The following is a 14,916-nucleotide window of genomic DNA, read 5'->3' as shown; positions in this document are numbered from 1 at the left end:
GAAAATGAAAAAAATATTATTATTTTTTAGCATAATTTTATTTTTAAGTGCTTGCACTGGTAATCAAAAAACTTATTATATTTCTATGCCAAGTTTTAAAAGTTCTTTTGAAGAACATAACAATACAAAAGAAAATAGCCCAAAAGTTAAAATCAATGAAATAGAAATTATTAAAAATACTTTTTATAGTTCTTATTTTGAACAATCTACCCTAAATCAAAGAATCAATAAAAGCCTAGAATTACTAAAAAAACAGCTATTTAAAGATAGTAAAGCACTATTAGAAAGTAAAGGATATACTATAGATAATGAAAATCCTGATTATGTTTTTAATATTACCATCAGTGCTAACTTATATGAGGATAAAGTTACAAGAAATTCAAGTCTTGGAGGCGATAGTGTAGAATCTTCTTTTATGATTATTTTAGAAGCTCAAAGTCATTTAAATAATTTGCATCAAGAAGATACCTTCCAAAGCACAACAAGCTCTGCAAAATTAAATGATCCTATTATTTTAAACTATCCTATAAAAGGTCAAGCAAGTATAGAAAGTTTTAGACAAGTTTATAGTGCTGTCCCAACCCAAGTAAATGAAAGTCTTGCGGCTAGTGCTTTGGAAATTGATAAAGTTTTTATTGCTTTTTACAAAGAAATCACTTCTAGTTTAAAAACCAATATAAAAGAAATCAAGGAAGAGTCAAAAGCACAAGAAAATTTAGAAGCTCAAGATATAAAACAAGATAGTAAAAAGGAAGAAAAAATCTCTCCTTATCAAAATAATGAAGTAATTATTTTTGAATAGCTAAAGCATGAAACACTTTGATTCTAAATTTAAGATCAATGTGTTTTTCTTCTGATTTAAATTCAACAGGCGTACTTATTTCTATTAAATTTTTATATCTTTGTAAATCATTTAAAAAAGAATAAAAAGCTTGTGGATTTTTCATCTTTACGCTAACTCCAAATTGATATTTTAAATATTCTTGTCTTTTTTTAATAGGAATAAGATTTATTTTGACATCATCAAAATAATTTTTCATAAAATCCATTAATTCTTTTTGAGAAAATTCCGCATTGATTTGAGCTAAATTTTGCGCGTTTGTACTTTGAAAATCTCTAATAACCTTTTCCAAAGCTTGTAATTCATTTAATGCTTTGGTATTTTGAATTTGTTGAGCGGCTAATCTGGAATGTTCGATTTTATAATCCTTCAAAAAAGGTACAATTAAGAATAAAATCAATATTGCACAAAGTGCAACAAATGAAAAAGAATAAATCAATATCTTTAATATATCAGCTTCTTCTAAGCTCTTATCTTTTTTGTTCATACATTTCCTCTGGTATAGTAATATTTACACTAACAAAGCGATACCACCCATTTTCTAATTGATAATAGCTTGTTTGAGAATTTGAAAAAATACTTCTTAATGGGGCTTCTAACAACAAAGCAAACATTTCTTTAGTAGGTGTAATACCTCTTAAAATAAGCGACCTATCTTCCATTAAAACCTCATCTAAAGATATATTTTTAGGCACTAAAGTAAAAAGGTTTTGAATACTTTTTAATAAAACTTTATTTTTACCATTCTCTCGTTCTTGTTCTAAATCCCCTAAAATCATTTCTGCTTTATTATTTTGTCTTACTAATTCTTGATATTTAAGTTTATTGGAATTAATTTGAGCTATGATTTGAGCTAATTCTTTTTTCTTATCATCAAGTTGCACAGATGCGTAATAGCTTTTAAAAACAACAACAATGAACACCACAAAAATCAAAGACACACTAATACTAGTAAAATAAATCCAAATTCTAGTAAAAAGATTAAAAACTGGTTTTATCTTCGGCTTTATTAAACTATATCTCATAGCTTCAAATCCTTAACTACAAGCTCATTCATCAAATTTAAAGTATCTATAAGCTCTATTTTTGGCTTTATAAAAAGCTCATTTTCTAAATAATCTAGCGAGGTTGCACTAAAACTTTCCTCATCAAAAATTACAATTTCTTCTAAAAAACTATTATCATACAAAGGATTATGATAAAATTCTTTTACACTTGAAATGATGTATTCTATCATTTTCATATCTGAACTAAAATTTTCTAAAGATTCCATAGGAAGCTGTTCTTCATTCTCATCTAAATCTTCAAGCTTATCAAGTTCTTTACTCATCTCTTCTAAACTTTTTAAATCATAATTTTGTTCATTTTCTTCTTCTTGGCTTTCATCATCAATTTGCAAATCAAATTCTTCTTTAATGTCATCAAAAAAATCAACTTCGTCATAATTTTGACTAGCTATATTAAAATAACTTCCAAATAATATAATCTCATTTTTACAAATTAACATCGCAACAAAATCATGATATCTATACACATAAAGGCCTATTTTTTCTTCAAAACCTCTATTTGCTATACAATGATAAAGCAAAGAAAAAGGTGAGTAAAGCAAATCTAAACCACCAAAAGCCTCATAATCTTCTTTGTAAGAACTCAAAGATTGATTGGAAACATACAACAAAGCATTATTAAAAGGAATACATTTAACATTATTTGCTTCTACTCCAAAATTAGAAAGCTCTTTAAAATTTGAACTTGGCACTACACCTTGAGCAATAGGTGTAAAAAAAGTACAAATATAATAAATTTGAAAGTCTTTACTTAAATTTTTAACATATTCTATTGCTTTTTCTTTATCTTCAAAACTTTTTTCAAAAGTATCAACTGGTTGAGATTTTTTCCAAGTATGACATCTTATAATGTATTGTTTTTCATCATAACAAATACAAATTAAAAGCTGCAAAATATACTTTCTAAAAAAAGATAACATGGTGTTTATCCTTTATCTATTTGACTTATCATATCAAATTTTTCTTTTATCAATACTTTAGCTTCTTCTAAATTCAAATTTTGTATTTTGATTTCTTCACTTAATCTATAAGTAATCTTAGAAAAAGGCTTAGGTAAAATCATTTTATCCCAACTTTTAAATTCCCAAAAAGAACTTGCTTCATAATTTAGCAAAAAAAGTGGAGCATTTTTTTTCAAAGCTATCATCACAGAACCATCTGAAACACTATGATAAGGTCCTCTTGGCCCATCTGGAGTGATAATCACATCATCGCCTTGATCTAAAATTTTAAAAGATTGTTTTAATAAAGCCAAAGCACCTTTGCTTGTGCTACCTCTTAAAGTATCCAAACCAAAAAAAGCAATATTTCTAGCAATGATTTCTCCATCTTTATGGTGTGAAATCATCACATAAGCCTTTTTTCCTTTAATACCCATTTTACGATAAGCAAAAGGCATTAGAGCAAGACGCCCATGCCAAAAAAGTATCACACATGATCTTTTTGGAAGCTTTTGCCCTAAATAAACCTTTCTACAAGTTAAAAAAATTAGCCATTGTAATAAAAAAATTCCAAAAGCTAAAAGATTAATCTTAAAGGATTTCGCCATTTAACACCATACGCCTAGGATTGGTGATTTTTACTTTTTTCATTTGTCCTAATAGCTCTTCACTGCCTTTAACTTGAATCAAAAAATTATTATCACTTCTACCTGCTACAAAACCTTCACTTCTTAATTCTTCAAATAAAACTTCAAATTCTTTATCTTTTTGTTTTACAACAATTTCATCTAAAATTTCTGTATGTCTTGCTTGTAAAACACTCAAGCGTTTTGAAGCTATATCATCAGGAATTTGATTTGGCATAGTTGCAGCTTTAGTTAATGGTCTTTTAGAGTATTTAAAAGAAAACATTTGCTCAAATCGCACTTTTTCAAGCACATCCATGGTATCTTCAAAGTCTTTATCACTCTCACCTGGAAAAGCCACAATCACATCAGTAGAAATACTCACATCTTTACACATAGAACGAAGTTTTAATGCTCTATCTAAATACCACTCTTTAGTATATCCGCGTTTCATAGCCTTTAAAATTTCACTTGAACCACTTTGCAAAGGCATATGCATAGACTTACAAACTTTAGGATTTTCAGAAAAAACCTCTAAAAATCTATCATCCATATGCAATGGATGTGGGCTTGTAAAGCGGATACGCTCTAAACCTTCGATTTCGCTTAACTTTTCCAAAAGATCTGAAAAATTAATCTTTTCATGAGCATTAGAAAATCTTTTGCCGTAATTGTTAACATTTTGTCCTAGTAAAAAAATCTCTTTAGCACCCTTAGAAACAGCTTTTAATGCTTCATTTTTAATAATCTCAAAAGGTATAGAAATCTCATCTCCTCTTGTGTGAGGCACTATACAATAAGTACAATGCTTATCACAACCTATGGAGATATTAATATAGGTCTTATAAAGGCTATTTCTAAAATCTGCAAAAGCATAATTACTCTCATCAAAATCTATATCATTACCTAAAAATTTTGGAGTATTTACGGCCTTTGTGATTTTAGAAACATTTCTAGCACCCAAAACAAAATCCACATTAGGAGCACGCTTGAAAATCTCATCTCCCAAATGTGAAGCAGTGCAACCACAAACTCCTATTTTAGCTCCATTTTTTTTGATTTTTTCAAAACTTCCAACTTCTGAAAAAAGCTTATGCACAGGCTTTTCACGCACCGAGCAAGTATTGATTAAAATCAAATCTGCTTCTTTTGCATCTTGAGTTAATTCATAATTTTCTTTTTCTTTAAGTTCAGCTATCATGTGCTCTGAATCACGCACATTCATAGCACAACCTAAAGTTTGTATAAAAAGTTTTTTACTCAAAGAATATGTACCTCATACATAAAATCTGCATCATCTAAACCATATTTGATTGTTCTATGATAAACACATTTTCCTTTTTTTTCAAAATGCTCCACCAAAGCGATTAATTGCTTATGGGCATTATCTTTATCGAAATAGAAAAATTTTTGACCTTCTTTATCCACAGCCTTTTCAATACTTTCTAAACTTATACTTTTTGGCTTTTCATCAACAGAGGTTCTTGCTATTTTTAAGTCCATATCATCATCCTCAAGTTTTTTTAATCTGAAATTATAGCAAATTTTACTTTTAATTAAACTTATTAAAGATATAATTTTATTCTTCAAACTTTTAAAATCCAAAATTAAGGTTGTATTGTCATTATGGAAAAAATCACAGATATAATTGAATCCATTGCTAATGAGAAAAATTTACAAATAGAAGATGTAAGAGAAAGAGTTAAAAAAGCACTTATTAATACTGCTAAGAAAATTTATGGCGATAAATATGAATTTTTTGTTGATTCGGGTAAAAATTTGCAACTTTATCAAAAAATCATCGTAGTAGCTGATAATGATGAAAGATTAGAAAATGAAAATGAGCATTTTATCGCTTTAAGTAAAGCAAGGGCTGAAGCTAAAGATGTAGAAATTGGCGATGAGCTAACTTATGAATGTTCTTTGGAAAATTTAGGCCGTACTGCTGTAAATATCTTACATAAAGAATTAGAATATAACATTCAAAAACTCTTAGAAGAAAAAATCTATGAAAAATACCAAAAAATGGTAGGACATATGGTTTTTGGTAGCGTAGTAAGAGTAGATAGTGAAGAAAATACCTATGTAGAAATTGATGAGTTTCGTGCATATTTGCCTAGAAAAAATCGTATCAAAGGTGAAAAATTTAAAGTAGGCGATGTGATTAAAGCTGTTATTAGACATGTATATATTGATAAATCGGGTATGAGAATGGAGCTTAGTAGAACTAGCCCTAAATTTTTAGAAGCTTTATTAAAAGCTGAAGTTCCTGAAATCAAAGATGGTCTTATAAATATTTATGCAAGTGCAAGAATTCCAGGCGAGAGAGCAAAAATCATCTTGCAAGCTAATAGTCCGAGTGTTGATGCAGTAGGAGCAACTGTGGGTATAAAAGGAGTTAGAATCAATGCTGTAAGCAAAGAATTAAAAAATGAAAATATTGACTGCATTGAGTATTCTAATGAAATGGCAATTTTAATCACAAGAAGCCTAGCTCCAGCCATTATAAACTCAGTTAGTATTGAAGATAAAAAGGCTATTGTAACGCTAAATAGTGAGCAAAAAAGTAAAGCCATAGGAAAAAGTGGTATTAATATACGCCTAGCTAGCATGCTTCTTGGATATGAGATAGAGCTTAATGAAGCAAATAATGAAGATAAAACTAATAACCAAGAAGAAGCGTTTAAAAACCTTAAAGCTTTATTTGGAGAAAATTAAAGCTGCTTACCGACAGTTTGCTCGGTAAGCTTTCTTTCTAAAACTAAATCCACTATAGGTTGTTCTCTTTTATTTGCCTTTTGGCAGTGATTTTTATCAAAAAAATCTGTGATTTTAATAACTATTTTAGCCCATCTTTTATCACGCTCTCTCCAAGCATGAGATGATAAAGACTCCCAAGCATAACCATTAAACAAAGTAGCATTGACAAAATGATCAAGCGCTCTCACACCTTGTCTAACCCTAGCAGGATTACCAAAAGTACCCACTATAACAATAAAAAGATAACTAATCACCGCCAAAGGAACGATAGCGCAAAGTAGTATAGTTCCTGCTAATTTTTCTTTCATTTTTGCCTTTTTATAAATCTTATATTCATACCATTTGCCGATCTTATAGTAAGTCTTCCTACTATATCAGGTACAAAATTTTTTTCTAATTCTAACTTATAAGTCCTTAAAATATTAGCTAAAATCAAAACAGCCTCTTGCATAGCAAAACCCTGCCCTATACACACACGCTCTCCCATACCAAAAGGCATATAAGTGTCTTTTTTAATCTTGCTTTTATCTTCATGGCGACTTGGATCAAACTCATGTGGATTTTCCCAAAAACTATCATGTCTATGAATAAGCCATGGAGCTACTACTACACCTGAACCTTTTTTAATAAGCTTATCTCTCATTTTGTTATCATTTCTTGCTTCTCTAGCAAAAAAGCCAACTGGTGGATAAAGTCTTAAACTTTCTTTAAACACATTTGTAAGATATTTCATTGCTCTAATATGTTCTATTTTAAACTCTTCATCACCCGCAACTTGCATGATTTCTTCATAGGCTTTTTGTTGCTCATTTGGAGAAATACTTAAAATATATAGCGTCCAAGTTAGCGAGCTTGCAGTGGTTTCATGGCCTGCTAAGAAAAGCATGGCAACTTGGTCTAAAATTTCATTAAAAGAAAATCTCTCATTAGTATCTGCATCTACCACCATAAGCAATGATGATAAAATATCTTCATATTTTCCTTGATCATTTAGAGCATTATCATATCTTGGCTTTATAATATCTGACAAAACCTTGCGTATAACTCCACCTGCTTTAAGTCTTTTTTTCTCACCTAAAAGATTTGAAAGCCAAGTTGGGAAACGAAACATTCTTCGCATAGCTGTTTTAACTGTTTCTTCTTGCACAGTTACAAAAGCATCCAAAACAAGTTTACCTTTTTGCTCATCAAGTTTTGATGACATAATAGTTCTAAAAATCACATCTGCAGTCACAAAAGTCATAGCTTCATCTACTTCTATAATCGCTTTATCTTCATACTTTGCAAATCTTGCCATCATATCAGAAGCTGCTTCACTCATCAAATTAAAAACCTTAGAAATCCTTGTCATTTCAAAAGAAGGTCTTAAAAGTTCTCTTTGCTTTTCCCATACTCTATCATTAGTTGTAAAAATACTTATGCCTAAAAGTGGTTCTAAAAGCTCATGTAAAAGTTGGCTTTTTGGATATTCTCTAACCTCATCTACCATAATGCGTCTAACTTCTTTTGGATCATTTACTACATATAAATCAAATCCAGGCATTTTTACTCTACCCATCATCATTTTATAGCTTCGCTCATAAAGTCCATCAAGCCAAGATCTTCTTTTTAGTAAAAAAGTAGTTAATGTAGAAGCTTTATTTTTATAAGGCTTTGGATGAAAAGGACACTGACCCATTTTTTCCTCCTATTTGATTTTTTCTTCTAATTTATTTTTACCTATGACAAATTCAAAAAAGTTATATACTCCTTGAATTTGTGTGGCAAATAAATATAAAAAATGTGCTTTATATTTTTCTTTTTTGATTTTTTTATAATCTTTGTTTTTATATAAGGTATGAAATTTAGCCGAAAGGTATTTTGGACTAAATTGTGCTTTCACTCCGCTTGTGCGTATAAAATCAACTTGTGCAAAACAAGCCCCATCAATAATAGAAGTAAAATCATACCATATTAAATTCTTACTTCCCAAATACTCTAAGTCTTTTCTAAACTCAAAAGATCTTTTTTGATAGCTTACCAAAGGTATACACTCACCCAAAGTTAAAACTTTTAAATTTTCAAAAGAAACATTTTCTTTTTCACATTTTCTAAGCACTTTTGCTAAAACATTTATGCAAAGCACCGTTCCTACGCTATGTGTGCTTAAGATGAGCTCATAGTTTTTATCATTTGCATTTTCTTTTAGTTTTTCAAAAATAACTCTAGCAAAATCATCCATTCTTAACTCAAGTTCACCTTGAGAATTTTTCTCCCAGTTTGCACAAAAAGAACAAATTCTAGCTATCCAAAAAACAGCTAATTTCTTGCCTAATTTATAAAGCATTTTTGGTAAAAACACTAACGATAAAACAAAAGCTAAAATTCCTAAAATAATATGAAAATTTTGCAAATAAAATAAACTTCCAAAAGCACAAAATAAAGTAAAAATCAAACTCAAAAGCACATAAAAAAATGGATAATAACCTGTGATAAGTTGGTGCGGGGATTCTTTACCGAATTTTAAAAAAAGTCCTGTGATGGTATAAATTCTAAAAAAACTATAACAATCACTCAAGGCATCTTTTATACCCTCTGACCAGTTTTTTTTGACTATATCATTCCAGCTTAAAAAGGTGTAAGAAGTACTTGTATATGGGGTTTGAATTTGCCAAAAAGGATAAATATTAACTTGAGCTTTTGATAAAGTATAATCATAATTTAAAAGTTTATTTTGCTCGGCTAAATTTTTTTTAAACATAGCATAATAATGCCTATATCCTCTAGGATCATAACCAGCTATATAAAAAACATCTCTTTTTTGGCATATTTTTTCCATCAACATCCTAAGTAAATTTAATACTGAATTTAAAAATATAGCTAAAGTTGTTATCTTTGTCAAATACCTATTTAAAGATAAAATGAGGGGTTTTTACTCTGAAATTATTCATTAAAAAATATTTTATAAAATAAATAAAAATTAAAAAAATAAAGAAAGAATTTATGGATGTAATCTTACTAGGTGGTAGTAATAGTGTAGTTAAAAGTGGTCTTAGGATAGGTCTTGAAAACAAAGACATTACATTACATAATTATGCTTTAGGACTTAGTACTTCTTTACAAAATCTTTATGAATTAATACGCCATGAAAAAACTATAAATAAAAGTGATTTTCTCATCAGTGAATCAAATATCAATGATTATTTAAGCCCTATGAGTTTAAATATTATACTTAGAAATATTGATTATTTTTACGAAGAACTTTACAAAGCAAACAAAATTACCATAGTGCTTATGCTCCCCATACCAGCTTGTAATGATAAATCAAAAGCTATCAATGAAGCTCATAGGAAAAATTGTGCTCATTATGGTTTTAATCTAATCGATGTAGATCTTTACTACCAAAAAAATAATCTTTATGATTTTGATCAAAACTATAAATTCCACCCTATGCCACTAGCTATGCAAGAGCTTGGTAAAAACATCATTAAAAATTTACACAGCTTTAAAAAATCCAAAGAAAATATCATTTGCTCAAAAAGAAAATTTCATATCTTTACGCCATCAAATTCAACTAAAATAGAGCATAAAAACTCATTTTTTTGTGAAAAAACTACAAAGATTAAAGCTAATGAAAAAATCATTTTTCCAAAAGAGTTCAAAAATTATCAAATCTTAGGCATACACACTTGGAATCACGCCAGTTTATCAACCTATGCTATATCATCTATAAGCATTGAAAACTCATCTTTTAAATTAGTAAAAAATTTTGGACTTATCAATACTTTTCAAGATATACAAAATGAAAAAGCAATTTGTGATGAGCAAACCTTTTTGTATGTTAATACACAAATTATCAAGCAAAGCGAGGAAAGTTCGGGCTTAAGCATAGCAAATGAAAAAACACCAAGACTTGATTATGTGGACTTAATAGGAATTTTACTTTTAGAAAAAGATGATGATAAAAAAATTGAATGTAAAATTCAACTTATAAATGCTTATGAGCTTTTGATACCACCTATAGCATTTTATAAAGAATTAGTGCTAGAATACCATGAACTAAAAAAACTTGATATGCAAACATTTTTACAAAGTCAAAATCATAATCTTTTGCGTTTTTTAAATCATAAAGGCTTAAAAAATGAATATGAGATATTTATCCACCAAAACAATAAACTTTATGGAGCTAGCTTAAGGATAAAAGAAAGACTAAGCTATAAGCTTGGGGAAGCTATCATGAAAAATAGTAAAAGTTATCTAGGATATTTTAAAATACCTTTTGAATTGAGAAAAATCAAAAAAGAGCATTTTAAAAATCAAAAAGATCAAAAAAATCTACCGCCACTAAAAGCTTATGCGGATTATAAACACGCTCAAATAGCCAAAACACACTTGCCTTATCTTTTAGGCAATGCGCTTTTGCAAGCTTCAAGAACTCCCTTTAAAATAGGCTATTTAAGCTTACCTTTTAAACTAAAAAAAATTGCAAAAAACTATAAAAAGAAAATTTAATCTAAACTAGTATTTTTGAAAAAATTCCCATTGACTTGGGTTTTATATATCACATAATTTCTAAATTTAGCGTGCAAAACAGCATCAGGCTTATATGCCCTGCATTCTTTCCAAAAAGTATGCAAGCTTTTTTGATAAGTCAAACCTTCAACATCATAAAAGGCTTTTCCCATAACTTTTAAAGGACTATTATGATATAAAGCAGAAAGTCCTACTGTGCTATTTATCACTATAGTGCCTCTTGCATTAATTAAGAGTGTAGGTAAGTGTAAGTCATGTACATATAAAATTCTACCCTCGACATTGTATTTTAAGCTCAAATCTTCTATAAGTTTAGTATAGTCCCTATAGCCACGATCCATAGGATGGTGTTTAAAAACTAGGTATGACTTTGCTTTGGCATGATTAGCAAAAGAGATAATCACCTCTTCTATAAATTTTTCTGTAGTTTTTTTATAATGATGGGAGAGTTGAGTATCATTATGCACTTGTAAAATAGCTAAAAAATACTTTTGTTTTAGAGAAAGAATTTTTTCATTTAAACTTTTTTCTGTAATTTTGTATTTATTTTTTCTATATACTGAACAAAGCCAAGGTAAAAAGTCAAATAGTTTTAAACTTCTATGATGTAAAGAATTATTAAAATACCAAGAAAATAAAAAAGCAAAAAGCCAGTATAAAAATGAAGAAAAAGCCATATTTTTAAAAGTGCTTGAGAAAGTTTTAAATTTAAAATCTTTATCAAATTTTTTCTGACTTAGATAAAATTCTTTTTCTCTTGGTAAAGTGGAGTTTGCATTTACTCCATCCTTTTCAAAAGTAATGAAGTTTGGTCTTATATAACCTTCTTCAAAAATCCATACTTCAATACCCATTTGCTTAGCAACATTAATGGCTATTTCATGAACTTTTCTACAATCATTATACATAATGATAACTTGAATTTGTTTTTCTTCAAAAAGCTTTTTATAAAAGTCTTCAAGATCAGCTAAACTTTTAGTGTAATTAATGCTTTTAAAAGGATAAAAGAAAAAATCTCCACCATTAAAATTTACTTTATGAACCTTAGCTTTTGGAATTTTTGTAGCAATTTTACGAAAAAATCCTCCCACAGGTCCTTGGAGCAATAAAACATTTTTACCAGAAAATTTTTTTAACTTTTTACTTAAATTCATCTAATCAAAATAAATTCTATCAATCTTCTTATTTTTCTTAATATATAAATTCTTATATCCATAAACCAACGCAAATAAAATTTAGAAAAATAATCTTTTTGCATTTTTAGCATTATATCTAAAGCAAGCTCAACTTCACATAAATTTTTACTTTTTGGATGGATGTATCTTGGATAAAGGATCAAAACACCAGCAACAAGCTCTTCTAAGCTAAGCACTCTTGTGCGTCTTGGAATTTCGTGCAAATCGCTCGTCAAACCCCAACCTGCATAAAAAGGCTTGCCATATACCACTACTTTTTTACCACGCAAAAGAGCATCAAAACCGCTTGTGGAGGTTATAGTGTGGACTTCATCACTCACATTGATAGCACTATCTATGCTGACATTTTCTATAATCTCATCGCAATATTTTAAAATAATACTTTTATCTTTTAAACCCTTACGGTTACCACTTAAAACATCAGGATGAGGTTTAAAAACTAAGAAGGCATTTTCATTAGCCTTTCTTACACTTTGTAAAAGTTTTAAGGTATCATAACCTGCACCGCCTAAGATCATAGAAGCATCATCTTCTACTTGAGCAGGGATCAAAATGATTTTTTTATCGGTATTAAAATTTAGCTTTTCATGTTTTAAGCCATTATACTTTGAAAATTTATTTTGTGTGATGATAGTGATGAGTTTTTTAGCTCTTTGTTTTAAACTCTCATCGAAAATGTGATTTTGCAAAATATCTTCTAAATCACTTGGCTTGTTTGGATCAACATACAAGCCTTTGCAATCTATTATCAAAGAAAAAGGGCGTGTAAGATCTGAACCTAAAAAAACCGAGCGTAAAAAACCATCTTCTACTAAGAAAATTTCATTATTAAAATCTTTAGCCAATAAAGCTTTATCATACTTTTTACCCCAGATGAAAATTTTATCTTCAGGTTTTAAATTCGCTTTATAAAGCGCAGCTAGTGAGTTTAAAAAAATGATTTTATTGTTTTTAGCTTTGAAAAAGGGTTTCATAAACCAACGCTTCCACAAAGTAAAACCCAAAAAATACAAAGTATTAGAATTAACTTGTTCTATCTTTTTATATTTTGCTAGGGTATGAACAGTATCAAAAATATCACTTTTTTGATTTAAGTAAGGATTAAAATACTCACTATATAAAATATAAGTAGCATAAAAAACCTCTTCTAAACTTCTTTTTTTAAGCCTTCTTTTACACGCTTGCTTATCTTGAGTTAAACCCCAACCTGCATAAAAAGGCATGCCATAACACACACATTCGCATCCTAATATCAAAGCTTCAAATCCCATACCAGAAGTTTTCGTATAAACTTTTTTAAAATAACTTAATAACTCTATAGGATTATAATTTTCTTTTATAACTACACATTTGCTTGGTAAATCTTGCACAACAAAATCACTTTGCTTTTTACCACTTAATACATCAGGATGAATTTTAATGTATATTTTAGCATTTGGATTTTTTTTGATAGCTTCATTTATGATATCTTGAGTTGAAAAACTATCAGATAAGCCAAATTTAAGAGAAGCATCATTTGCTACTTGTGTGATAATTAGTACGCGTTCCTCGCTACCACCGAAAAGCTCTTTTGGTACGCAAAGATTATTATTATACTTGCTAAGTTTTTCTTTTTTTATAAGTTCTATAGCTTTTTTTGCTTGCTCTAACTCTTTAGAGCTAAACTCATAAGTATTTAAAATATTTTCAAGTTTAGATGGTGCAGTTGCATCGTAATAAATTCCCACATCATCTTTGACAATAGAAAAACTTGGGCTTTTCTCTACTCCTAAATTTAGTGAGCGTAAAAAACCATCCTCTAAAAGCAAAAATTTTACATTATGTTTTTTAGCTAGTGCTATGACTTTTAAACCTGATTTTTTTCTACCCCAACCTACAAAAACATCTTCTTTTGTGATATTTTTATAAATACAATATAAAGTTATTTTATAAAAATTTTTAACATTTTCCTTTAATCTTTTAGACATGGTATAAAATTTCATAATCCCTCTTTAATTAAAAGAAAGATTATATCAAATTTTTCTATTTCTAAATTCTCTCTTCAACTTCCCAATTTCAAATAATATCTTAACATATTCACCCTTGTATCAATTTTTATTAGCTTGTATAAAAAACTTAAACAAGTTTATAGCGTTGGTTTCTATTTTATCATTACAACTAAATTGATTAAATAGCATTTACTTTACCTTTTATAATACATTAAAAAGAATGTTCCACTAAAACTGTCAATACAATTCTTATAAAATAATAAAGTCTTCCTCTTTAAATTATAAATATTTACTTAAATCACAATTTTACTTTATAAATTTATATTATATTTTAATTAATAATATATTTTATATATTTGTTATTTTCAAAATCATTTTCTAAAGTTTTATCTCGACAATCATGTAATATTTCTATACTTTCATTTAATTCCATACATATTGAAATAAATAAAATAAAAATATTTTGAAAGAAAGAAGTATAAGGAAATCAATAGTCTTATTTATTAATTTTTCCAATACTTTTCAATAACTTTTTTAAAATTCAATATTTTCCCAAGCTTAATTACATACTCTTCAATACAATCACTAAACTCAATATCTTTTATATTTATATAGCAAACAAAATCTTCATGTGACAAATACATACAATATCTTATCTAAATATAATTATGCTAACTTTTTTACAATAAAAAAATCTCTTGTGTTAATTTCATTTTCTACAATATAATATTTTTAATAAAATTTGTGAAAAAATATTATCTTTTTAATACTCACACCTATAATTTTTGTATTCAGTCCTCTAAAATTTTTATTAAATCCATCATCTTGACAAAATGTCTCTTTATTAATCCAAGAAATTTTTACATTTTCCTTATTTCCAAATTTACTAGCCATGAAAAAAGCATTAAGAATTGCTACAAATCTACTACCTAATCCATCACTTCTGGCAGTCAAAAAGATTTTATCCATATGTTTTTTTAATTCC

At 28.3% G+C, this 14,916-nt stretch carries 15 protein-coding genes; 3 read left to right on the top strand and 12 right to left on the bottom strand.

Features of this window, described 5'->3' with window-relative positions:
• Window positions 1-4 precede the first annotated feature (4 nt).
• Complete coding sequence (locus tag L8U37_RS03080) at window positions 5-802, top strand: membrane lipoprotein lipid attachment site-containing protein (RefSeq protein WP_220701584.1); 798 nt, start codon at window positions 5-7, stop codon at window positions 800-802.
• Here the strand turns inward: L8U37_RS03080 and L8U37_RS03075 are convergent.
• The 6 genes from L8U37_RS03075 to L8U37_RS03050 are packed head-to-tail and all read right to left on the bottom strand — an operon-like array spanning window position 789 to window position 4,978.
• The gene (locus tag L8U37_RS03075) at window positions 789-1,328 is read right to left on the bottom strand and encodes a hypothetical protein (RefSeq protein WP_070255897.1); all 540 of its coding nucleotides are present in this window, start codon (window positions 1,326-1,328) and stop codon (window positions 789-791) included. The two genes, L8U37_RS03080 and L8U37_RS03075, sit on opposite strands and share 14 nt — an antisense overlap.
• Window positions 1,312-1,866: a hypothetical protein gene (locus L8U37_RS03070; RefSeq protein ID WP_220566268.1), complete on the bottom strand. Its 555-nt coding sequence runs from the start codon at window positions 1,864-1,866 to the stop codon at window positions 1,312-1,314. The genes L8U37_RS03075 and L8U37_RS03070 overlap by 17 nt, the downstream gene beginning before the upstream one ends.
• Entirely contained in the window at window positions 1,863-2,828 is a 966-nt protein-coding gene (locus tag L8U37_RS03065) for a hypothetical protein (RefSeq protein WP_263682571.1), read from the bottom strand. Before L8U37_RS03065 ends, L8U37_RS03070 begins: the two co-directional genes overlap by 4 nt.
• A 5-nt stretch (window positions 2,829-2,833) precedes the next feature.
• The gene (locus tag L8U37_RS03060; RefSeq protein WP_039617569.1) at window positions 2,834-3,457 is read right to left on the bottom strand and encodes a lysophospholipid acyltransferase family protein; all 624 of its coding nucleotides are present in this window, start codon (window positions 3,455-3,457) and stop codon (window positions 2,834-2,836) included.
• Window positions 3,441-4,739: a tRNA (N6-isopentenyl adenosine(37)-C2)-methylthiotransferase MiaB gene (gene miaB / locus L8U37_RS03055; protein ID WP_263728565.1), complete on the bottom strand. Its 1,299-nt coding sequence runs from the start codon at window positions 4,737-4,739 to the stop codon at window positions 3,441-3,443. The genes L8U37_RS03060 and miaB overlap by 17 nt, the downstream gene beginning before the upstream one ends.
• Complete coding sequence (locus L8U37_RS03050; protein WP_070255886.1) at window positions 4,736-4,978, bottom strand: HP0268 family nuclease; 243 nt, start codon at window positions 4,976-4,978, stop codon at window positions 4,736-4,738. The genes miaB and L8U37_RS03050 overlap by 4 nt, the downstream gene beginning before the upstream one ends.
• 123 nt (window positions 4,979-5,101) lie before the next feature.
• Between L8U37_RS03050 and nusA the strand changes: the two genes are divergently transcribed.
• The gene (gene nusA, locus L8U37_RS03045) at window positions 5,102-6,193 is read left to right on the top strand and encodes a transcription termination factor NusA (protein ID WP_263728564.1); all 1,092 of its coding nucleotides are present in this window, start codon (window positions 5,102-5,104) and stop codon (window positions 6,191-6,193) included.
• Here the strand turns inward: nusA and L8U37_RS03040 are convergent.
• From L8U37_RS03040 to L8U37_RS03030, 3 genes are read right to left on the bottom strand one after another with little or no spacing between them, the layout of a single operon-like run.
• Window positions 6,190-6,543: a membrane protein gene (locus tag L8U37_RS03040; protein WP_039627957.1), complete on the bottom strand. Its 354-nt coding sequence runs from the start codon at window positions 6,541-6,543 to the stop codon at window positions 6,190-6,192. The genes nusA and L8U37_RS03040 overlap by 4 nt on opposite strands.
• Window positions 6,540-7,913, bottom strand: a complete 1,374-nt coding sequence (locus L8U37_RS03035; protein WP_263728563.1) for a cytochrome P450 — start codon at window positions 7,911-7,913, stop codon at window positions 6,540-6,542. Before L8U37_RS03035 ends, L8U37_RS03040 begins: the two co-directional genes overlap by 4 nt.
• A 9-nt stretch (window positions 7,914-7,922) precedes the next feature.
• Window positions 7,923-9,053 carry a DUF829 domain-containing protein gene (locus L8U37_RS03030; RefSeq protein WP_173776759.1) on the bottom strand — a complete coding sequence of 377 codons (1,131 nt, stop codon included), beginning with the start codon at window positions 9,051-9,053 and terminating at the stop codon, window positions 7,923-7,925.
• Window positions 9,054-9,217: 164 nt separating this feature from the next.
• Here L8U37_RS03030 and L8U37_RS03025 point away from each other — a divergent pair, with 164 nt between their 5' ends.
• Window positions 9,218-10,726: an SGNH/GDSL hydrolase family protein gene (locus L8U37_RS03025; RefSeq protein ID WP_263728561.1), complete on the top strand. Its 1,509-nt coding sequence runs from the start codon at window positions 9,218-9,220 to the stop codon at window positions 10,724-10,726.
• Here the strand turns inward: L8U37_RS03025 and L8U37_RS03020 are convergent.
• The 3 genes from L8U37_RS03020 to L8U37_RS03010 form a co-directional block, all read right to left on the bottom strand.
• Window positions 10,723-11,901 (bottom strand): capsule biosynthesis protein, encoded by a 1,179-nt coding sequence (locus L8U37_RS03020; RefSeq protein ID WP_263728560.1) that lies wholly within the window; start codon window positions 11,899-11,901, stop codon window positions 10,723-10,725. The two genes, L8U37_RS03025 and L8U37_RS03020, sit on opposite strands and share 4 nt — an antisense overlap.
• The gene (locus tag L8U37_RS03015; protein WP_263728559.1) at window positions 11,898-13,925 is read right to left on the bottom strand and encodes a capsular polysaccharide biosynthesis protein; all 2,028 of its coding nucleotides are present in this window, start codon (window positions 13,923-13,925) and stop codon (window positions 11,898-11,900) included. Before L8U37_RS03015 ends, L8U37_RS03020 begins: the two co-directional genes overlap by 4 nt.
• Window positions 13,926-14,663: 738 nt before the next feature.
• A complete protein-coding gene (locus tag L8U37_RS03010; protein WP_263728558.1) occupies window positions 14,664-14,900 on the bottom strand; it encodes a hypothetical protein in 237 nt (78 codons plus the stop codon).
• Window positions 14,901-14,916: the final 16 nt, after the last annotated feature.

Source organism: Campylobacter sp. RKI_CA19_01122 (genome assembly GCF_025771325.1).
GTDB classification, from domain to species: Bacteria; Campylobacterota; Campylobacteria; order Campylobacterales; family Campylobacteraceae; genus Campylobacter_D; species Campylobacter_D lari_D.
Note: the sequence above shows the minus strand (reverse complement) of the source record. Positions and strands in the feature narration are given on the sequence as shown.